At 43.3% G+C, this 22245-nt stretch carries 18 protein-coding genes; 8 read left to right on the forward strand and 10 right to left on the reverse strand.

Annotation, left to right across the window (positions count from 1 at the left end; all coding sequences use genetic code 11):
• Both B3B27_RS05380 and B3B27_RS05385 read left to right on the forward strand, forming a co-directional pair.
• A partial coding sequence (locus tag B3B27_RS05380; RefSeq protein ID WP_286847007.1) for a cyclomaltodextrinase C-terminal domain-containing protein occupies nucleotides 1–837 on the forward strand: 837 nt, incomplete at its 5' end.
• 74 nt (nucleotides 838–911) lie between these two features.
• Entirely contained in the window at nucleotides 912–3239 is a 2328-nt protein-coding gene (locus B3B27_RS05385) for an alpha-amylase family glycosyl hydrolase (protein ID WP_286833474.1), read from the forward strand.
• 109 nt (nucleotides 3240–3348) lie between these two features.
• On the opposite strand, the gene B3B27_RS05390 is transcribed toward B3B27_RS05385, so the two are convergent.
• The 4 genes from B3B27_RS05390 to B3B27_RS05405 all read right to left on the reverse strand — a co-directional run bounded on the left by B3B27_RS05390 (nucleotide 3349) and on the right by B3B27_RS05405 (nucleotide 9161).
• Nucleotides 3349–4647, reverse strand: a complete 1299-nt coding sequence (locus B3B27_RS05390) for a M23 family metallopeptidase (protein ID WP_238867768.1) — start codon at nucleotides 4645–4647, stop codon at nucleotides 3349–3351.
• Between the two features lie 463 nt (nucleotides 4648–5110).
• Complete coding sequence (locus B3B27_RS05395) at nucleotides 5111–6466, reverse strand: alpha-amylase family glycosyl hydrolase (RefSeq protein ID WP_238867769.1); 1356 nt, start codon at nucleotides 6464–6466, stop codon at nucleotides 5111–5113.
• Nucleotides 6467–6519: 53 nt separating this feature from the next.
• Nucleotides 6520–8049: an MFS transporter gene (locus tag B3B27_RS05400; protein ID WP_286847009.1), complete on the reverse strand. Its 1530-nt coding sequence runs from the start codon at nucleotides 8047–8049 to the stop codon at nucleotides 6520–6522.
• Nucleotides 8050–8108: 59 nt separating this feature from the next.
• Nucleotides 8109–9161 carry a LacI family DNA-binding transcriptional regulator gene (locus B3B27_RS05405; protein WP_238867771.1) on the reverse strand — a complete coding sequence of 351 codons (1053 nt, stop codon included), beginning with the start codon at nucleotides 9159–9161 and terminating at the stop codon, nucleotides 8109–8111.
• Nucleotides 9162–9331: 170 nt separating this feature from the next.
• Between B3B27_RS05405 and B3B27_RS05410 the strand changes: the two genes are divergently transcribed.
• Nucleotides 9332–10597, forward strand: coding sequence for an arginine deiminase family protein (locus tag B3B27_RS05410; protein ID WP_238867772.1), 1266 nt, complete (start codon nucleotides 9332–9334; stop codon nucleotides 10595–10597).
• Here the strand turns inward: B3B27_RS05410 and B3B27_RS05415 are convergent.
• From B3B27_RS05415 to B3B27_RS05435, 5 genes are all read right to left on the reverse strand, one after another.
• Nucleotides 10587–11279, reverse strand: coding sequence for a YjjG family noncanonical pyrimidine nucleotidase (locus tag B3B27_RS05415; protein WP_286833481.1), 693 nt, complete (start codon nucleotides 11277–11279; stop codon nucleotides 10587–10589). The genes B3B27_RS05410 and B3B27_RS05415 overlap by 11 nt on opposite strands.
• Nucleotides 11280–11341: 62 nt before the next feature.
• Nucleotides 11342–12202 carry a hypothetical protein gene (locus tag B3B27_RS05420; protein WP_238867774.1) on the reverse strand — a complete coding sequence of 287 codons (861 nt, stop codon included), beginning with the start codon at nucleotides 12200–12202 and terminating at the stop codon, nucleotides 11342–11344.
• 328 nt (nucleotides 12203–12530) lie between these two features.
• The gene (rsmI, locus tag B3B27_RS05425; RefSeq protein WP_238867775.1) at nucleotides 12531–13199 is read right to left on the reverse strand and encodes a 16S rRNA (cytidine(1402)-2'-O)-methyltransferase; all 669 of its coding nucleotides are present in this window, start codon (nucleotides 13197–13199) and stop codon (nucleotides 12531–12533) included.
• Nucleotides 13200–13214: 15 nt separating this feature from the next.
• On the reverse strand, nucleotides 13215–14006 hold the full coding sequence (locus B3B27_RS05430; RefSeq protein ID WP_238867776.1) for a hypothetical protein: 792 nt from the start codon (nucleotides 14004–14006) through the stop codon (nucleotides 13215–13217).
• Nucleotides 14007–14085: 79 nt separating this feature from the next.
• Nucleotides 14086–15513, reverse strand: a complete 1428-nt coding sequence (locus tag B3B27_RS05435; protein WP_286833484.1) for an ATP-dependent DNA helicase — start codon at nucleotides 15511–15513, stop codon at nucleotides 14086–14088.
• A gap of 115 nt (nucleotides 15514–15628) precedes the next feature.
• On the opposite strand from B3B27_RS05435, the gene B3B27_RS05440 reads away from it, so the two are divergent.
• The 5 genes from B3B27_RS05440 to B3B27_RS05460 all read left to right on the forward strand — a co-directional run bounded on the left by B3B27_RS05440 (nucleotide 15629) and on the right by B3B27_RS05460 (nucleotide 21282).
• A complete protein-coding gene (locus B3B27_RS05440) occupies nucleotides 15629–16333 on the forward strand; it encodes a hypothetical protein (RefSeq protein WP_238867778.1) in 705 nt (234 codons plus the stop codon).
• A gap of 22 nt (nucleotides 16334–16355) precedes the next feature.
• Nucleotides 16356–17171, forward strand: a complete 816-nt coding sequence (locus tag B3B27_RS05445) for a DUF3822 family protein (protein WP_238867779.1) — start codon at nucleotides 16356–16358, stop codon at nucleotides 17169–17171.
• Nucleotides 17162–17695 carry an RsmD family RNA methyltransferase gene (locus tag B3B27_RS05450; RefSeq protein WP_238867780.1) on the forward strand — a complete coding sequence of 178 codons (534 nt, stop codon included), beginning with the start codon at nucleotides 17162–17164 and terminating at the stop codon, nucleotides 17693–17695. The genes B3B27_RS05445 and B3B27_RS05450 overlap by 10 nt, the downstream gene beginning before the upstream one ends.
• Nucleotides 17696–17882: 187 nt before the next feature.
• Complete coding sequence (locus B3B27_RS05455) at nucleotides 17883–19925, forward strand: TonB-dependent receptor plug domain-containing protein (RefSeq protein WP_286847011.1); 2043 nt, start codon at nucleotides 17883–17885, stop codon at nucleotides 19923–19925.
• A 460-nt stretch (nucleotides 19926–20385) separates the two neighbouring features.
• Entirely contained in the window at nucleotides 20386–21282 is an 897-nt protein-coding gene (locus tag B3B27_RS05460; protein ID WP_286847013.1) for an NAD(P)-dependent oxidoreductase, read from the forward strand.
• Between the two features lie 69 nt (nucleotides 21283–21351).
• Here B3B27_RS05460 and B3B27_RS05465 read toward each other — a convergent pair whose 3' ends face one another.
• Complete coding sequence (locus B3B27_RS05465; protein WP_286833487.1) at nucleotides 21352–22140, reverse strand: aspartate dehydrogenase domain-containing protein; 789 nt, start codon at nucleotides 22138–22140, stop codon at nucleotides 21352–21354.
• Nucleotides 22141–22245: the final 105 nt, after the last annotated feature.

Here is a 22245-nt window from a genome sequence, read left to right on the forward strand (position 1 = left end):
GATTACGATATGATGGCCGACTGGTGCAATGCTGTCTATAAAGAATATCCATCATTCAATATCGTGGGAGAAGCGTGGTTGAACAATACCATAGGAACAGCTTTCTGGCAGAAAGACAGCCCCCTCAACCCAAATAACACCCACCTCAAATCGGTGATGGACTTCCGTTTCATGGGACTGTCACACACAGCCTTCTTCGAAGAAACTACCGAGTGGAACGGGGGGCTGCACAATATCTACGATCACATGACCTACGACTTCATCTATCCCGATATCTGCAACGTTCTCCGTTTCTTAGATAACCATGATACAGACCGCATCCTGAAAGAGTATCCTTTAGATCTCTCAGCCTGGAAGCAGGCGATCACCTTCCTGCTTACCATGACTGGCACCCCACAGATCTACTACGGCACCGAATTACTGATGCACGGCAATAAAAGCCGCAGCGACGGGGACATCCGGCACGATATGCCAGGTGGCTGGCCCAGTGATACGACAAATCATTTCACCCGTGAAGGACGCGATGACATCCAGAACGAAGCTTTCGACTTTCTAAAAAAAGTTTTGCACTGGCGACAAGGGAAAAAGGTAATATCCAGCGGTGGTATGAAACATTACGTGCTCCAAAAAGGTGTCTATGTCTATGAACGGTTTTTGAATGATGAGAAAGTGTTGGTAGTGATGAACGGCACGTCAGGAGAGGTCACAATAGACCTTGGCCGTTATGCTGAGTCTATACAAGGCAAAAGCAGTTGGAAGGAGCTCCTTTCTGGAAAAACAGTCACTTTTGGTGAAACGCTGACACTCGCCCCGAAAGATGTGCTTATACTAGAATAACCAAGCAATGGTTTCTAAAGGTGTGTGAACCCAATCTACCACACTGAAAATATTAATTTTTAAAAAAAACGACAATGCAGATATCTTCAAAAGTAATTTATTTGCTATTTTTCCTGCTCCTTGCCCTCTCATGTGGGAAGGACCCTGTGGTACCACCGGAACCACCGGTCACCATCAAAGAGGGGCTTTCATGGAGCATTGCAACACCAGATGCTGACAAGGAGCTGACTATCTGGTTCAAGGCTTCTGCAGGCTCACCTCTCTACAACTATACAGGTGATGTTTATATACATACCGGCGTGGTGAGTGAAGGAACCTGGCGATATGTCCCTGCAGAATGGAATGAAAATATCGCGAAATGCAAGATGACCAGTGTTGCAAACGAAAAATTCACCTGGAGCATCAAGCTGGGGCCAACCATCCGTGAATGGTTCAGCTCAGGAAATACCCCTGTAAATAAGATAGGGATTGTAATACGAAATTCCGATGGGACAAAGAAGGGATTCCAGGAAGATAAGTTCATAGGAAATATTACCGACAACAAATTCAAAACGTTTCAGCCTGGTGCCGTAAAAAACGGGACTATGCCTGCAGACATGGAGTATGGCATCAACATAGTGGATAACTCAACAGTCACTCTGGTACTGTATGATAAAGACAAAAACGGGGCACGCAAAGATTATGCACATGTGACTGGTGATTTCAACAACTGGACACTTAGTAACGACGAAAAATCACAGATGTTCCGCGATGAGGCGGCTGGGTGCTGGTGGATAACTCTCACCGGCCTGGATCAGGAGAAAGAGTATGGATTCCAGTATTACATTGGGGACAGGGAAAAAGAACCGATTCGTGTAGCCGATCCTTATACCCGCAAAGTGCTGGATCCTGATAACGACCACTATATACCCTACTCTACATACCCGGAAAACAAGATCTACCCTGAAGGAGCTAACGGCATAGTATCTGTTTTTAAAATCCGACAGGATAACTACAACTGGCAGGTCACCGGTTTCAAAACGCCCGCTGCCGACAACCTGACCATTTACGAGCTGCTTTTCCGCGACTTTACAGCCTCCGGCGATATCAATGGCGCCATGGAGAAATTGGATTACCTGCAGTCGCTCGGAGTGAATGCCATCGAGTTGATGCCGGTACAGGAGTTCGACGGGAACGACAGCTGGGGTTACAATCCCTGCTTCTATTTCGCGATGGACAAAGCCTACGGCACCGACCGGATGTACAAGCAGTTTATCGACGCGTGTCACAAACGGGGCATGGCCGTCATTTTCGACGTGGTCTATAACCACGCCACCGGTGCCCATCCGTTTGCCCGGATGTGGTGGGATGCCGAAAACAACAAGACCGCCGCCAACAATCCCTACTTCAATACGGATGCTCCCCATCCCTACTCCGTTTTTCACGACTTCAACCACGAATCGCCCCTGGCGCGCGCCTTCGTGAAACGAAACCTCCGGTTCCTGCTGGAGGAATACCGCATCGACGGCTTCCGTTTCGATTTGACCAAAGGATTTACTCAAAACCGGAGCACCGAGGCCACAGCCGGCAACTACGACGCTTCGCGCGTGGCCATCCTCAAGGATTACAACAGCGCCATCAAGGAGGTCAAAGCGGATGCGCTCGTGATTCTCGAACATTTTTGCGATAATATGGAAGAGACCGAACTGGGCGACGCCGGCATGATGGTTTGGCGCAATATGAATTGGGCTTATTGCCAATCGGCAATGGGATATCCGAGCGAGTCGGGATTCGACGGGACCTATTACAAAACCTCATCCCGCCCGGCAAACAGTCTGGTAAGCTACATGGAAAGCCATGATGAAGAACGAGCGGCTTACAAACAGAGTCAATGGGGGAATGGTATTATTAAAACCGACCTGGCCGCACGGATGAACCAGCTGGCAGCCAACGCCGCCTTCTTCTTCACCGTGCCCGGTCCAAAGATGGTGTGGCAGTTCGGAGAGATGGGTTACGACGTAAGCATTGATTATAACGGCCGTACCGGCAAGAAGCCGGTCAAATGGGACTACCTGAATAATGCCGAACGGAAGCAGTTGCACGATGTGTACACCCGGCTGATCAGACTGCGCAATACCCATCCCGAACTGTTCAATGCCACCGCCACGCTGGAGTGGAAAGTAACGCCGTCGTTCTGGGACAACGGCCGCTTCCTGACGCTCTCCTCATTCGGAAACGCCAAGCAAATAGTGGTCACGGGCAATTTCACCAATGCCCCCGTCAACACCACCACCTCATTTCCGAAAACCGGCACCTGGTACAACTATCTGAACGGATCGGAAACGCTGAATGTGACGGAAACGACAATGAACATCACCGTCCCTGCCAACAGTTTCAGGATATTCTCCACATTCACGGAATAACATCAGACAAGATACTCCCCATTAAAACCCGTTCGCCGTGAGAGTGGTATTTCCCTAACTATGTAGTAGGAATTATATTATGTTTAAAATTACAATTCATGTTGTATAATCAGGAACGGGACGATGCAAGGATCAGCGAGTCTCCTTTCAATGCTAAAACCTGTTGTGCGCTTTGCAGGCTGTCCAGTTGAAGCATCACCCGTTGCTGAACAACCCGGAAGCTATCCATCAGCTCCTGTTTCACAGGTCGACTGGGTGGTGACTCTATTGTGAGAGGGTTCACCGGACGGTTGTGCTTATGTACACGAAAGTCGAGATGAGGCCCTGTTGACAATCCGCTTGATCCTACATAACCTATAACCTCTCCCTGCTTCACGGAACTACCCCTGCCGATTCCTGAGGCAAATCGGCTCAGGTGCATGTAGGTGGTAGTATAGGTTGAATTATGGCGTATCTTTAAATAGTTCCCTGCCCCACCGGACTGATACCCTTTTTCTATAACCAGTCCATCGCCTATTGTTTTGACGGGTGTACCCCTGGGCGCAGCATAGTCCACCCCATGATGAGGCCGGTACCGCTTGAGTACCGGATGATAACGTGAATTGGAAAAACGGGACGAAATACGAAAAAAATCGAGTGGCGCTTTCAGAAATTCTTTCCGCAAGCTGTTTCCACTCACATCAAAATACTCCCTTGTGGAATCCTGTTCGAACGGAATCGCCGGGAACATCTCACCCCTATGCGTGAAGACAGCACCCTCTATTGATGATATTTCCACCATTGTGGTATCATCGATGTATGCTACATCGTACATCAAACGGAACGAATCGCCCTTCTTAATATCAAAAAAATCGATCTGCCAGGCGTACAAATCAGAAAGCGCCAGCGCGAGCAATGCCGAAGCACCGGAATCTACTATGGCGTTCCACATGGAGGAGGTGATCACCCCTTCGGTATATTCCCGCCTGAGAGTCACCGGTTTTGTATCTTCATAGGCTACAATATCACTGGAACTGAGATCCACGACTGCATAAGCTGTCCGCGATTTTTCAAACACAAGGTACTGAATAGTTGCCAGAGAGTCCCGTGTGGTAATGGTTGCGTACTTGTTCCCTATTTGTAATTTTGAAAGAGGCAGAAAGGGTGAAACTACCTGTGTTATCTCCTCACTTTCTTTACCCGTAAATCCTAAATTTACGAGTATAGTGGAGAGCAATTCTCCTTTTTGAATGGTAAAATGGTTTACTTCCAGGGAATCCAAGCAGATCCCGTATTCGGATACCAAACATGTTTCTTCCGGAGTTTCTGTCTCCTGTTGTCCCTTGTCCCGTGGAACACAAGCACCTAAAGCCGCAACCAACCATATAAACGCAACCCAAACCGATGTTTTTCTTCTTCTCTGAAACATTATATTATTGCTTTTACCAAATTCCCGACTTTCAACTGGAATCAACTAATAATAAATGAGATACGATAAAATACATACCCCAAAAATCGGGAATAAAAATGACTTAAAACAAATCATTCTTGTTTAGAAATAGAAAATAACAAGTTCAAAGATGCAAAAAATTATCCGAAAAAGAGACAAAAAAACATTTTTTTCATTTCTGCGACTTTTGTTATATGTTAAAAAAACCTCCACTCTCTTTTTTTACCTCGAACGGACCTCTTTCCTCATGAACGAAATATATGCCAGTTTGAAAAAGAGAAGCGTTATTGCAAGCAAGCCAGTCAGCTGCGGCTACACCAACTGAAGGCTTTGATCCACAGAAGGCTTTGATCCAAGGGAAGCGGACAATCTGGCCAGGCATTGCCATGGGCTATGGCCCCAACAATTTTCCTGCCACGTTGAGATTGTAAGCCATAACATTCTACTTGGAGTAGATTCGGTATCCCCATGGCACTAACTCCATTTCATCAACTGATACCGCCTGACAGGCATCGGGAAAAGATGAGAATCCTTCTCCCGGAATTTTTTCGTTGAACTTTACTGTAACCGACTTGTTGCTGAAATTGAAAACGCATACCACCTCGTTTCCGTTGTTTACACGGCGGAACGACCAGACATGTATGGGACAATCGTTGGTTATCTCCAACATTTCACCATCATGCTCGGGCGCCATCAACGCATTGTTATCCTTTTTAAATGCGTTTAATCGCTTGTAAAAAGAGGTAAATCCCCCGGTATCGGCCCAATCGATTGAATCTTTCTCAAAGAACTGTAACCGGCGGTTCAAGCCCACCTCTTGTCCGCTGTATATCAACGGCATACCCGGAAGCATATAGGTTAGCACGGCAAATGTTTCTGCAGCATCGTCGCCCATACGCTCAAACTCAGTACCGTTCCAGGAATTCTCATCGTGATTAGAGGTGAAAAACATCGGGACAGCATCGGGTGAAAAACGGTTGTTCATTCTCAAAAGAGATAATCGCAGTGAGTCTGCATTCTCCTTGCCCTGTGCCACCATATTCATCTTATGATGAAAGTCCCATGCATAATAGGCATCAAAAACGGTCTCATTTAGTTCCGGCTTTTCGGCCTCAGCCAACAGAAAAATATCAGGATTCAGAGAGAGTAATGAATCTTTGGCCTCCTCCCAGAAGCCAGTAGGTACTTCGCCTGCCACATCGCAGCGGAACCCATCGATACCGGTTTCACGAACCCAGAACATCATCGCCTCTATCATTGCTTTTCGCATCTCATGTTGACTATAATCCAGCTGAGCAATATCGGTCCAGTCGTACATGATACTCAAGTCCCCCAGGCTGTCTCTCAAGTACCAGCCAGGGTTAGCCTCAACCCACACGGCATCGCGCGATGTGTGGTTTGCAACCCAATCGAGAATCACCTTCATTCCCATCTCCTGCGCCTGCCTTACAACCGACTTAAAATCATCAAATGTGCCAAACTCGCTGTTTATCTGAGTATAATCCCTGACAGAGTAATAACTGCCGAGAGTACCTTTTCGGTCTTTTTCCCCAATACTCTGTACCGGCATAAACCACAAGATATCAGCGCCCAGCTCCTTTAACCTTTGCAGTTGCCCAGAGAAAGCGCTGAATGTACCTTCCGGTGTAAACTGACGGATATTAACTTCATAAATGACTGCATTGTAAACCCATTCGGGATGCGCATTATTTATGGTTATTTCATTCTCCGCTTTATTTTTATTTCCACACGAAAGCAATAGTGAAAGCGTGAGAAGTGATAGAAATAATTTCTTCATATGATAATTCATTTTTCCTTTTTTTCTATTATTATTAGCCATGTATGGCCAGATTAACTTTTCTTTAACCTGTATACATCATCCCTATCCTGTACAAAAAAGATGCTAAATGCACCAAGGATAAGAGAAAAGCCCGCCAGAACCATCGTCTTTATAACTTGTCCCTCGAAAATCTCACTGGTAATATATCCAAGGATACTCGCCGCCAGGATTTGGGGAATTACAATAAAAAAATTGAAAATACCCATATATGTCCCCATCTTATCGGAAGGGAGAGAGCCGGTAAGTATGGCATAAGGCATAGATAGGATGCTGCCCCAGGCAAATCCTACGCCTATCATCGGTATAAGGAGCATGGTTGGGTCTTTGATAAAAAAGAGAGAGATAAAAGAGATTCCGCCTGAAGCAAGAGCTATTGAATGGGTAGACTTTCTGCCGATCTGTTTTGCAATAACCGGAAGCAGAAAGGCACTAACGGCAGAGACTGCATTATAAACAGCGAACAGTACCCCCACCCAGTTAGCTCCCTGATTATACAATTCTGATGAAGAATCGGTTGTTCCATACACATGTTGCGTTATCGCCGGAGTGGTATAGATCCACATTGCATAAAATGCCAGCCAGGAAAAAAATTGAACTATAGCAAGTTGCCCCATGGTACCTGGCATGTGAAGCAGGTCGTTCATTATACCTACCATACCTTTCGGTTCGGGCAATTTTTTAGTTATAAGTCCCGACAACAGCAAGATAATTCCAAAAACAAGAAGCAGGCCGCCAACAATGTAGAGTTGTTTATTCTGATCTGCTAATCCCGAAAACATAATAAGCAATGTGGCAGCAAGTCCCACAACCGTCCATATAAGCCCCTTTCTAAAAAACTGAGGAGATGTAACCGGTGGCTTCACTACAGCTTTAACACCAGTGGCCTCCTCTTTTTCTTTCTCAAATGCTGCCAGTTCTTCGGGGGAGTACTCTTTAGAGGTTAGTACAGTGTACAACACCGAAGCAAAAAGCACCACGCCACCAATATAGAATGACAGCTTGACCGATTGTGGGATAACCCCTTCCCCGGCAGTATTTGAAACACCAAACCAGTTTGTGAGAATGTAGGGCAAAGCGGAAGCAATTACGGCACCGGTACCAATAAAGAAACTCTGCATTGCAAACCCCATTGTTCTCTGCCCGGACGGAAGATTGTCACCTACAAAAGCCCTGAAAGGTTCCATAGAAATGTTGATTGATGCATCCATGATCCACAGCATACCTGCAGCGATCCAAAGATGTGGAGAGTTGGGCATAACAAACAGCGCCATCGTGGTAAAGATTGCTCCTATCATGAAATAAGGCCGGCGCCGGCCAAAACGGTTCCAGGTTTTATCACTAAAATGGCCGATAATTGGTTGAACTATGAGTCCTGTAATAGGTGCGGCAATCCAAAGGATAGGTATGTCTTCCACCCTTGCACCCAGGGTCTCAAAAATACGGCTTACATTTGCGTTTTGCAGAGCAAAACCGAATTGAATGCCAAGAAATCCGAAACTCATATTCCAGATTTCCCAAAAGGAAAGATGTCTCTTCTTCATATTAGAATATTTGGAACAAATATAGCGAGCATTCTACACTAAAACCATAATAACAGATATCAATAGCTTATTTTCCCACTGCAATCGAGTGCATTATCTGACGGCTGCCTGGTAGAGTCTTTAACCACCAGTTCGGTTTTAATCAGACGGCTGACAACACCTTGTTTTGTTTCTTTTCCTTCAATACGGTTGATAAGAAGGCGGGCAGCTGCCTTACCCATTGCAAAGCCATGCTGGTCAACTGTGGTAATCGTGGGATCAGTTACTTCAGTTATATAGCTATTGGTAAAACCGCAAACCGATATTTCTTCAGGGATAATGAATCCGGCAGACTTTACAATCTGCATGCAATAGGCAGCCACCTCATCATTTATGCAAAAAAAAGCATCGGGCACGGGATCAAGCCTCAGTAACTCCGGTATTATCTCCTTCGCCAGCTCAACAGTATCACACACCCTGCTTATGTTTTTATCTACAGGCAGTTTATGCTTAAGCAGTGCATCCTCATATCCCATACGCCGGTTGTTTGCAATAGGCAATGAATGTGTTGATCCCAAGAAGGCTATGCGCCTGCATCCTGTCATTATTAGATGCTCCACAGCATTAAATGCGCCCGCGTAATCATCAACCACCACTTTATCGGTATTGATCCCAGTACATATACGATCAAAGAAAACAAGATGGATATTATTATCAATAATTTCCTGAAAATGGTCGAACTTGTTGGTGGTTTTCGATTGCGATGCCAGAATACCGCACACACGGGCATCAAGTAATGTCTCAACACTTCTCACCTCTCGCTCATAATCCTCATTGGAGTGACAGAACAGAAGATTGTAACCTTCACTTTCCGCCTCGTACTGAATACCGGAAAGCACAGTAGAAAAGAAATAATGCACTATCTCCGGCACTATTACACCAATAGTGTTATTCCGGTTGGTGCGCAACAGCATGGCCAAAGTGTTGGGCTTGTATCTATGTTTCTTGGCATAATCTTGCACCAGCTTTCTTGTTTTCACGCTGATTGCAGGATTGTTTTTCATAGCCCGCGATACAGTGGACGGTGAAAGCTTAAGCGCATTAGCGATATCTTTTAAGGTAATCTGGGCCATTTTAAATTTCTTTTCTCAAAAATATAAAAAAATTGAGAAATAAACAATATTTAAGTAAAATTTTTACCGAATTGCTGTTAACTGTTTTCCCCAAAAAATGTTTCATGTAAAACAAACATTTTTACGAAGATATTTCCTACATTTGTCCCTATTAGTATCATTGAAATATTATGTCTGAAAACAAAAAATTAACCCTTAACATCCAATCGGAGATTGGTAAGCTTGATGCCGTATTGATTCATTATCCCGGTACTGAAGTAGAGAATATGACTCCCCGCAATGCTCAAAGGGCACTATACAGCGACATCCTGAATTTATCCATAGCCAGAAAAGAGTTCGACCAGCTTCAGGGTGTTTTACATAAAACCTCTGTTGTGTATGAAGTATCGGATCTGTTGACGAAAATTCTGGAACATGAAAATATGAAAGAGGGCCTTCTGCGAAAAATATGCGATATGGAACAGGTATCCGGCTATTTTAACTACCTGATGGAGCTCCCTGTATCCACTCTTGCAAAAATTTTGATTGAGGGGCTCCCTATGCGAATTAATACTCTGACCGATTTTCTGAGAGATGAGTATTATGCTTTGAAACCTCTCTATAATTTCTATTTTACACGTGATTCGTCGGCGATCATCGGTAACAGCACAGTGGTATGCAAGATGGCCAACACCGTCAGGATGAGGGAATCACTGATAATGGATGCCATTTTCAGAAGTGGACTCTTTTTCAACACAAACGTATTGAATGTATATGAATTATCACAAAACGACCCTTTGGTTAGGATTGAAGGAGGCGATGTGCTGGTGGTACGTGACGATATACTACTTATTGGAAACGGGACAAGGAGCAGTACACAAGGGATAGATCTGCTGGTTAAGGAGTTCTGCAATTCAGGCACAGGGAGGAAGCATGTTATAATACAAGAGTTGCCTGAATCGCCTGAATCGTTTATTCACCTCGATATGGTTTTCACACTGCTCGACACCAACAAGGTTATGATTTATAAACCCCTCATAATGAACAATACTCCATATCAGACAGTTCACATGCAGATTGATAACGGAAAAGTGGTCAAAATATCATCTGCCGGAGGAATACTGGGCCTGTTAAGAAAGCTGGGGCTCGATCTGGAACCGGTTATCTGTGGTGGAAAAGCTGACGACTGGGATCAGGAAAGGGAACAGTGGCACAGTGGCGCCAACTTTTTAGCTATTGCACCGGGAAAGGTACTATCGTATGCACGAAATATCCACACACTTGAAGAATTGGACAAGAACGGGTTTGAAGTGGTCACGGCCCGGGATGTAATCAACAACAGGTACGACCTGAATTCATCGAAAAACTGCGTTATCACACTCGAAGGATCTGAACTGCCACGGGGTGGCGGGGGGCCCAGATGTATGACAATGCCGTTGAGCAGGGCTATAATATAGCCTTTATCTCTTCGAGAGAATATACCGTAAAGGTTGGTTCAAATTCAAGTGCATTTTTTCTCATTGGATTGAACCATATCTGATCAATGCAGCTGTTGTATGCACCCACTATATCGGCCTCCCAGCTGTCACCAATCATCACTGTCTGGTCGCGTCTCGAATTGGTATTTGTCAACGCATGGGTAAACATACCGACGTGCGGTTTGTTAATACCGGCGTCCTCAGAAAGAATGATCTTATCAAAATAGGGTCTTAATCCTGAGTTTTCAATTTTTTTGTACTGCACCTCTCTGAATCCGTTGGATAGGATATGCATACGGTACCTTGGTTTCAGATACTCCAGCAGATCTATTGTGCCATCAATAAGCCGCGTTTTGCGTGTAGTCCTCTCCAGAAAATCGTCGCTCACTCTTTTTGCATATTCCGGATCATCAATTCCAAACTCTCTAAGCGGTACAAGGAACCGCTCTACAATAAGTTCATCTTTTTTTATATTACCCTTACGATACATTGACCAGAGATGATTATTGGAGGGCATATACACATCGTAATACTCATTAAATGTTAAGTAAAACCTGTTGTATCCATAATCATGATAGATCTCCTCAAGACACTCCTTCCCGTTGATATGTATATCCCAGAGCGTATCGTCGAGATCAATAAAAAGATTTTTGTATGCCATAATAAAAAATCACGGAGTGACTCTGAAACCACTCCGTAACTTATTTTTCCGGTTAAATAAACTCAGCTCACTTCAATAATCAGATACTTAGTCAGACTCCAGAAACGCTGTGTGTCAGTAATCTGAAAGGTTAGATTGCCATCGCCCCCCCTCACAAACTCATAGGTTCCTTCAGGATGGGTTGACCACAACTTCCCTTTTTTCGCATACAGAGGAATTTCAGTCACTTCTCTGATATCGATCTTTAGAAAATAATCTTTATTGAAGGTATCCTTCAACACACGTGTAGGTTGCAAAAATCCGCCGGATAGAATCTTCTGATCCTTCAGCTCATTTCCAGTCCCGAAAACATAGTATGCGGTATGCAGAGACCTATCTTGTTCCTTAATAGTTACCGACTGCTGTTCGGCTTCCTGTGCCAAAGAGGTAATATCCTGAGAAAGCTGAACAATCTGCTCATCCCTGAGTGCAAGCTGTTCCTGTAAGACAGTCAACCTGGAAGCACTCTCCTTCATTTCATTGTTTAACCGGTTAATGGTGTTTTTTAACGATGCAATCTCCTTGTTACTGCTACTGAATTTTTTATTCAGTTCATTCAATTGAGACTTGTTACGCTGAAGGATCTCATTGATCATCTTAAAATTCTCATTAACACGGTCCTTGGTAACCTGACTCATTTCTCCACCTTGTGCCGACTGTGTTGAGATATAGTTCTCAGCCTCTCTTATCTTGGCAAAATTTGCCTCCACCTCACTAATCACGGCCATCATTTCAACAGCCTCTGCCTCTGCGCCTGCCGATTGCATAAGCAAGGAATCACGCTGAGCCTGAAGCTCTTTATACTCTTTCGATTCCTTTACATTTGTACATGAAACGATAAGTCCCATTACAAAAAACGGTATTAACACTTTTTTAATTTTCATAACGATTGTTGTATTTTTTCTTTATATTGCATCTAACTTTTGCATTAAACGATATCACAGTAAAACTATTTACTTTAAAGGGTGCAGAAAAGTTTACCCCGAATTAATTATCATTGATAATCTTTTATTGTTCTAATCATTATCATACTCGTTTCATACGATTGATTACACTTGAGCCCACTTTAATGAATCGTTTTGTGAAAAATGATTCTTTATTTTCAAGTGATTATGATGTCTAATCTTCTAATTTGAGACTTTTTCAAGCAGACTCACACTTTAATTATTAAACGATTGAGAATATTAAATAGTTTGATCGTAAGCAATTTAATCATTTTCCACTTACTACAATTACAAATTCGCCCCTCGGCTCATTCTCTGTAAAATAGGATACCAGCTCAGAGAGCGTCCCTCTTACTGTCTCTGCATACATTTTTGAAATCTCCCTCGATACCGATGCTGCACGGTCACTCCCAAGATTTTCCGCCAGCTGGGAAAGTGTTTTCACAACCCGATATGGCGATTCATAAAAAATCATGGTCCTTTTCTCTTCCTCAAGCTGCTTAAGCCTGGTCTGCCTTCCTTTTTTATGCGGAAGGAATCCTTCGAAGCAAAAGCGTTCGGCTGGCAATCCCGATTCCATCAATGCCGGGACAAAAGCTGTAGCACCGGGAAGGCACTCCACATCTAAATCTTCCTGTATGCAAGCCCGTACAAGCAAAAAACCGGGATCGGATATGCCAGGTGTGCCAGCATCAGAGATAAGCGCAATGTTTTCACCTGTTTTCAGCCTTTCAACAACATGTGCAGCAGAATGATGTTCATTAAACTTATGGTGCGACTGCATATGTGTATCAATACCATAGTGCTTCAACAAAAATCCGCTCGTGCGTGTATCTTCAGCCAGAATAAGATCACACTCCTTCAGGACTTTTAGCGCTCTTAACGTTATATCCTCTAAATTGCCTACGGGTGTGGGTACTACATAAAGTTTTCCCATCGCTGCAATATTTTGTTACTCAAACACTATTTTTATAACTCTTAGAAACTCCTTCACGGTTTTATCCTCAAAATTCCATTTACAATTCTCCATCAAATACTTTTCGGCATCTTTGTAGTTTTTAAATTCATTCAGGGAGTTCATTATATCATTCATCTCATCACGGTTGTTGTTGAAAAGTTCTCTCTGGAACAAGAAACGATCGTTAAGGCTGATACTCCGCTTCAGATCCAGAACAGTAGGTGGTGCCTTAATAACATCATTCAGGGAAAGAGGTGTCATCTTTTCATCAGATACTTTTTCTGAAGAAGATGGTTTTGGATCCTCAAAGGACTGTGTTGCACCAGAGGTGCGTGGATTTTTATACTCCGGAAAAACAATACCCTTTGCAAATTTATTACCTTCGCAAGGTTTGCTTTTCTCATTTGTTTCAAAAAAGTTTTTTCTGCTATCACCAGACTGGACTGCAGACTTATCCGAAGATATTTCTTCAGCAACAGTGCTATCCTTTAAAGAGTTTTCAAGCTTCTGTGCATCATCGCCGTTCTTTAACCCGCTCGCTGCATTTTTACTGCTTTCAGTTTCTGAGAGGAACAGCACCAGCCGCTCCATCTGGCTCTTCATCTCATCAATCTGCAAGAGCTCCAGCTCATGAATCATTCGTGACATCTTCTCCATCCTATTGAAAGATTCACTAAAAAAAGAAAAAGGCAGCGAATTACTGTCTCTGATGGACAGTACACTCTCCTCCAAAGCTCTCAGTTCGTTCAGAAGCCTCTCTGTATATTCTTTCCTTTTTTCCAACATTCGAAATTAATTTATCGAGAATTACCACTGAGAGTCAACTATTAGTGACTACCTCTGTTTATGATACATACAAAAGTAATCAATATTTAGAATGCTCAACAAAATCATCAGGTAAATTCACAAGATATAACTTTTGAGAACTCCGGGTTATGGAGGTGTAAAGCCATCGATAGAAGTTATCGCCCATATACGATTCCTGAATGTAACCCAGATCGAGAAAAACATTTTTCCACTCACCACCCTGTGCCTTGTGGCAGGTAACAGCATATCCGTACTTTGCCTGCAAAGCATTGAAGTAGGGATTTGATTTTACTTTCTTATATCTTAAACGCTTTTGCGGGATATCGGCATAGTCTTCAATTACACTTGAAAACAGCTGATCGCTCTGCTCGCGGGTAAGTCCCGGGACTTCAGTATGAAGTGCATCAAGTATTATCTTTGCCTCAAACTCCATATCGTAGTCGCGGTGATATAATAATGCATTGCAAAACCTAAGTCCATACATATCCTCCTCTCCCCTCACACGCACTACCTCAACAAACTCTCCGTTAGCTATAAAATCGAGGTTCTCGAAATTCTCTACCCAGTAATAGTTATTTCTTGTAATCATCAGAATATCTCCTGAAGATAGTTCGTTTTCACGAAAAAGGACTCTGCTCCTTATGCCATTATTATAAGCGTTTACTCTTTTATTTGAGCGGGAAATAATAATGGTCTCCTCAATTCCGTCTATACGATATGCATTTGATATCTCATCAATCAGTTCCATTCCTGTTATTCGCTTCACATCGGAAAAACCATCCACCCTTAGTTTTGGATATTCATCGGTGAGATGAAACCTCAATGCATTTCTCAACGCCGTGGCATTGCACAGTATACCCGACTCCTCCGTCTGCCGCACAATCTCAGTGAGTGTTGCCTCGGTGACCTGCAGCGAATAAGACTGCAACACATCTTTTTCAAGTGCGGGACTGTACTCCTGCTTTACCGGTGGCAGCTGTGCATTGTCACCTATAAGCAGCATCCGGCACCCTTCGGCTGAATAAACGTACTCAATAAGATCGTCCAATAACCGCCCTGTTCCGAATATCGAAAAATCAAAAGATTCATTATTAATCATTGATGCCTCATCAACAATAAAAAGCGTATGTTTGTGCAGATTATCCGTCAATGAGAAAAGAGGTGTTCCTTCAGCAAATTTCTGCTGGCGATAAATCTTCTTGTGAATGGTATATGTCTGCTGTTCTGAATAGTTAGAGAAAACCTTTGCTGCACGTCCTGTAGGTGCCAGCAGTACGGTTTTTTGCCCAAATTCCGACATTGTCTTCACAAGGCTGCCTATCAGGGACGATTTTCCCGTTCCTGCGTAGCCTGAAAGCAAAAATATTTGATCACCAATTTCAGAAAAAAGAAAATCTACAATCTTTTCCAAAGCATTCAGTTGGTCATTTGTGAAACTGAATGGGAAATATCCGCTGATTTTCTCAATAAAAAACCGTTTTATCATTTTTTTTGGTATTTTTTCCCGTAAAAGTAGCACAATTATCATTCTTTTTCTAAATTTGTAGTCTAAAATCAGATAATCAAAATTAAAACAGTATAAATATTAAAAAGAAAAGTCCATGAAAGTTGTGATGAAAGTGCTTCTAGCACTAGCCATTGTTCTTTTAGCGTACGTTAGCTGGAGGAGTATCCAGGGTCCTATTGAATTCAATGCCGAAGTTGCAAAACGTGACAGGGCCGTTATCCAGCGTCTAGTGGATATCCGCACTGCACAGGTTGCCTTACGTTCTCAGACAGGTTCTTACACCGGCAGTTTTGAAACACTTATTGATTTCGTAAAAGGAGGCAAAATAGCAACACTTGTGAAATCGGGCGATCTTACCGAGGCTCAGCTGGAAGCTGGCATGACAGAAGAAAAAGCCATGAAGATTATCAATTCAGGCAATGAAAAAGCAATCAAGGATGCAGGCCTTTGGGACGACGCAAAGAGTGGACCTCAATTAACAAGGGATTCAATTTTTTCTCCTGCAGTTGAAGTGTTGTATCCTAATCGCACTAGCTTCAGTGCCGACTCTTTGGCATTTGTTCCCTACGGAGAGGGGACAAAATTTGAAATGGGTGTTGATTCACTTATTACTGCATCGGGATATCACATTCAGGTGTTCGAGGCAAAAGCACCTTACACCGTTTATTTGGGCGACCTTGACAAGAAGCTGCTGAATCAGAAAATACAGGAAGTACTTGATCGCCCCGGGAAAAAATATCCAGGAATGCAGGTTGGCTCACTCGAAGTTGCTAATAATAATGCCGGTAACTGGGAATAATTGACTGTCCCTTCCAATAATTATGTTTTTACCGGAAAATATCGATTTAGCTCACTCCGAAAATTATAATTTATCCATTCGGTTAACGCCGGATGGATTTTCTTTTTCTATATACAACCCTTCCGACCCCTCAATCTTTTACTTTCAGGAGACAGGCCTGAGCTGTAAATTATCATTCATTGATAATATAAAAAAAGTAATCTTCGATCTAGGTTTTTTCAGTCAGGCATTCAATAAAACCACTGTAACCATGGTTACAAGGGACTATACAATTGTTCCTACACCATTCTTCGACAAAAAACAGGCAAAAGAAATATTCGATTTTAATTTCTACAACAGAGATGGTGCCATACTCACTGATACCTGCTCAAATGAAGAATATCATATTGTTTTTCAGGCCGACCGGGATGTTTATTCATTCCTGTATCGTAATTTGTGGAATCCGCATTTCCGTCATCACTGCTCTCCACTGTTGTCATTGTTCGAAAACTACCGGGACAAAGACAACAAAAGTTGCTGTTTTGTGAATTTTCACGATAGCTACGAAACCATAATATGTTACTCTGAAAATGGGCTTCTATCGGCAAACACTTTTCCTGCCGTTAACCATCACGACTCCACTTATTGCATCGCAAGTGTATGGGAGAGATTGGGATTGAATCAAACAACCGACAAGCTCTATCTCTCAGGAGATGCCGATTCTCAAAAAACAGTCACCGATATTCTAAAAAAGCTAATCCGGCACGTTGGCACTATTGAGTTGAATCCTGTTACAGTGCTAACCGAAGAGCAGAGAAGAACAATACCTACCGATATGATTGCAGACCTATGCGTATAATAAGCGGGAAATATAAATCAAGAAGGATTCAGGTGCCGCCCAATTTGAAGGCTCGTCCTACGACCGATTTTGCCAGAGAGAGTCTTTTCAATATTCTGAATAACAGGGTATACTGGGAAGAGACCTCTGCACTTGATCTTTTTTCCGGCACAGGAAGTATTGCCCTTGAACTGGTTTCCAGAGGATGCCCTTATGTTGTGAGTGTGGAACAGAATCAAAACCATTTCAACTTCATTTGCCGTACCCAGGAGATGCTTGGAGCAAAGGAGCTGTATCCAGTAAAAGCAGACGCTTTTAAATATTTACAGTCACTCGGGCAACAGTTTGATTTTATTTTCGCCGATCCGCCTTATGAACTTCCGGGTATCGACTCACTGCCTGCCATCATCTTTGAAAAAAAACTCCTTAAGCCGGGTGGCCTTTTTGTGCTGGAACATTCCAAAAAATTCAATTTTTCACTTCTACCTCATTTTAGTGAAGAGAGGGTGTACGGCAATGTACATTTTTCATTTTTTACATTTTAATCCTGCAATAATTTATCTTATTTTTGCAGCGCATTTGATAACAATTCGGTAAAAAATTAGAAAAACCTCATAATCGATCAGCTATATACAAAATAAACCTAGCAAAAAAGCTGCAGCTATTTTTGCTGATTGTAAAGGTGTTTAAAATATTTACCGAAATACTTATTTAATAAAAAATGAATTTATTATGGACAAAAAACAATTGAACGTAGCGAAGGTATTTCGTTTTAAGCGATTCGCCCGCAAGTCTTACAGCGTTTTCAACAGTCTCCACAAAACCGTTACAATCGGTGTTTTGTCGGGTTGCACTTTGATGAGCGCCCATGCAGTATCGGTGGAACCCATGGAACAGATTTATGTGGAAATGTCAACAGACTCCATTCCCCCGACTGAACTTGATGAAGTTGTGGTTACCGCATCAAAGGTTAATCTACCATTGAGCCTGGCAGCCAAGCAGGTAACAATTATATCAAGACAGGAAATTGAGCGGGCACCCGTTCGCAGTATAGAAGACCTTCTGAATTACGTAGCAGGCGTAGATATCCTGCAGCGCGGGCCGCACGGCGTACAGGCGGACATCTCTCTTCGTGGCGGATCATTCGATCAGACGGCCATCCTCCTAAACGGTGTAAACCTCACCAACCCCCAAACAGGACATTACAGTTTTAACATTCCGGTCAATCTGTCCGATATCGAACGTATCGAGATCGTGCATGGGCCATCATCCCTTGTGTATGGTGCCGGTGCATTTTCCGGCGGAGTGAATATCATCACCAAAAAAGATTCCAGATCTAACGGGATTGCAAAACTGGAAGGCGGAATGCATGGACTCTTCGGTGCAGAAGCTCGGGGTGCACATAAAACAAACAGTTCCTTCCATTCTTTATCGGCTGGGTACAAACATTCGGACGGATATATTAGAAACAGTGATTATAACATATTGAATCTTCTCTGGCAAAGCCGATTCAATATCAACGGCTCTCACCTTGATTTTCAAGCCGGGCTGAACGATAAGAAGCAGGGAGCCAACACCTTTTATAGTGCCGCATATCCCAACCAGTTTGACGACACAAGGGGTGTTTTCATATCGGTCAGGGGAGAGACGGCCGGAAAGCTGAAAATTATCCCACACCTTTACTGGAGTCGTCATTTTGATGAATTTCAACTAATACGTGAAGGTACTCCCGACATACCGGACTGGTATAAAGATCACAATTATCACAGGAGCGACGTTTTTGGTATGAACATAAATATGCAGTATGCCTCTCGTTGGGGTATCACAGGCTTCGGAGGAGAGTTCCGCAATGAAGGTATCATGAGCAGTGTGCTGGGAAGACCTATGGAAGAAAAGAACGGAAAATATACAAAATCGGATAACCGCAGCAACATCAGCTTTTTTCTGGAACACAATTTTATCTTCAACAAGCTCACCTTCTCGATAGGTGGTTTACTTAATCATAATACTGCTGTTATCAATAAATTCGACCTTTATCCGGCACTGAACGCGTCATACAGGCCTTTTGAGCTGTTAAAGTTTTATGCCTCGTGGAATAAAGCTTCGCGTATGCCCACCTTCACCGATCTTTATTATACAACTAAAACACACATCGGCAACAGCAACCTTGCATCCGAACAGTCCGAAGCATTTGAAACCGGTGCAAAATACACACATCCTGTGGTAAAAGGGAGCCTTGCAGTTTTCTACCTGAAGGGGAGAAATATGATCGACTGGGTAAAACCTTCTCCCGATGCTTTATGGGAGTCCAGAAATCACACCAAACTAAACACAAAGGGTTTTGAAGCCAACCTTGGTCTGGATCTTAAGGAATTGTTAGGTGCTGATCAGCCATTTAGGTCCATCAATACCGGATATATGTATCTTTACCAGAATAAGGTTGAAGATGAATTGATATCCAACTACACGCTGAATCATCTCCGCCACAAATTCACTGCAACCCTTCATCACGAAGTGGTGAGGAACATCACCTTGTCGTGGAATTTCCGCTGGCAAGAGCGTGCCGGGTCTTATGTAAAATATGTTGCCCTTCAGCCGGGAGAACGGGTGGAGTTCACTCCATTCGCTTTATTGGATGTAAAGGTAAATTACACTCTCCGCAAATTTGATCTATTTGTCAACGCAAACAACATCTTCCACACCACTCATGTCGATTTCGGCAATATTCCCCAACCGGGATTCTGGTTGTCTGGCGGGGCAAGTGTTCAATTTTAAAATCAGCGTCTTTAAATATAATGCTTCGTTAAAACTTCATTTATAATACTGACAGTCAATAATTTATGCCAAATCCTCAGAAAGCGCCATAGTCTATTGATATTCAGTGTAATAGAAGAACTGTTTTAAAAAAATTACCGAAGTATTGATAATAAGAATTTAATGCTGTTACAGACTTATTGCCCCCGTGTTAAGGCAGGCAATCTGTGCTGTAGCAGCTTTTTTTTGATAAAACCTTAAAAGGACAAGAGTTGCCCAAACGCAATACCGTAAATTGCCTTTGGTAGAATAAGATCAAAATCGTATATTTGATCTTTGAGTCCTCTCCGAAAACCTCAAAACTCATTTTTATTGGTTTGCAACTTATTGAAAATCAATGTTCATATTGTGAAATTTTCAAGAAAAAAGACTTATCGGAGGAGACTCATCTTTCATCAATAAAAATCCAAACAGTACCGATATGTTTCAAAAACTAGTTGCGATAGAGCCTGTCAGTTTAATTCCTTCTGCAGAAAAAAAACTGCATTCATTCGCAAAAGAGGTTATCCTCTACCCCGATATTCCAAAAGATGATCATGAGATTGCAGCACGAATAGGAGATGCCGACGCGGTATTGCTTAGCTATACCTCCCAACTTGGGATGGCCTCCCTTGAGCAATGTCCCAATGTGAAATATATTGGCATGTGCAACTCTCTTTACTCTCCCAAGAGCGCCAACGTGGATATCACTTATGCTAATAGCCGGAATATAACTGTTACCGGCATCCGGGATTATGGCGATGAGGGCGTGGTGGAGTATGTAATCAGTGAGTTGATACGATGCCTGCACGGTTTTGGCCAAACACCATGGGATGGTGTGGCAAGGGAGATTACCGGTCTGAAAGCCGGAATTGTGGGACTGGGTAAGTCGGGGGGCATGATTGCTGATGCTCTTCACTTCTTCGGTGCAGAGATATCATATTTTGCCAGGAGTGAGAAGGCTACAGCCAGAACAAAAGGGTATCGTTTTCTTCCATTAGATGAACTGCTTGAAGAGAGCGAATCGGTTTTTTGCTGTCTCAACAAAAATACAGTTTTATTACACGAGGCCCAGTTTGAAAAGCTGGGTAATAAGAAGATGCTATTCAACACGGGACTCTCCCCTGCATGGGATGAAACATCTTTTTTGAAATGGCTCGAAGGCGATAATATATGTTTTTGCGACACAGTAGGTGCCTTGGGAGGCGAACATCTAATCGACCACCCGAAAGTGCGCTGCATGCGGGTATCTACCGGACGTACCCGGCAGGCTTTCGACCGGTTAAGCAAAAAGGTATTGCAGAACCTTTCCGTCTATACCGGAATAGAGTTGCTATAAACGCCGGTCAAACGGATAGAAGCCTTTAATAAAAAAGCGACTGGCCGCTTCTCATCAACCTGTTCAAAATCAAAATACAATGGGAGAAGCAATGTTTTGCAAGGTGCTTACCACCGACCAGGCGGCAATTTCGGGAGTGGCACTAAATACATCAACCACAGCGTGCACCTGATCGTTCTTTATCTCCACCCGCTGCCTGTCGCCCGTGAAATCTGGAGTCGACTTCATAGTCACCTGTAAGTTCTCCGGTCCAACGGTCGCCAGTGAGGCAGCTACGGCCACATTCAAACCGGTGGGAAAAGTTTCAATTGCTTCACGGGCTGTTCCGGAAAAAATAACCTTATTGCTTGTTTCCATATCAGGAGTGTAGAAGGAAGACTCTCTAAGTGCCTTCACCCCTTTCACATTCAGGAATCCGGCAGCTGCATTACCCATGAGGGTGGCTGTTCTGAGCACATCAAATCCTCCCGTAGCACCGGAGGCAATATAAACACGCGCACCGTAGTCTTTTGCAGTTCTCTTTACCTCCTCGCAAAAATGAGTATCAGCCAAAGCCCCGATAGATAGTGTAACGATAGACGTACCGTTTTTAAGTGTCGGCAATGCAAGCTCCTTCATTGCTGCTGGAGATGCAGCCTCCACCAGAAAATCTGGTTTTAAAGTGAGCAGCTTTTCCAGCGATTTGCATGCTTTGCACTTATACCCATGCTTCTCCATCTTTGCGGCAAGTCGATCTGCCTTTGCCGCCGTTCTCGAATAAACACCAATCAAAACATAGCCGGGCAACAAGCCCTTCAATAGCGCATCAGCCACAATATCCGCCAGATAACCGCATCCAACAATCACTAATTTTTTCATAGCTGCAAAGTTAGTGTCTTTTAGCTGAATGCCCAAACACCCTTCATGAGCAATCTACACATTGCCTGTCCATAAATATACAATATCACATTCTTTTTCAGTATT

This window comes from Proteiniphilum sp. UBA5463 (assembly GCF_002427225.1).
GTDB lineage: Bacteria > Bacteroidota > Bacteroidia > Bacteroidales > Dysgonomonadaceae > Proteiniphilum > Proteiniphilum propionicum.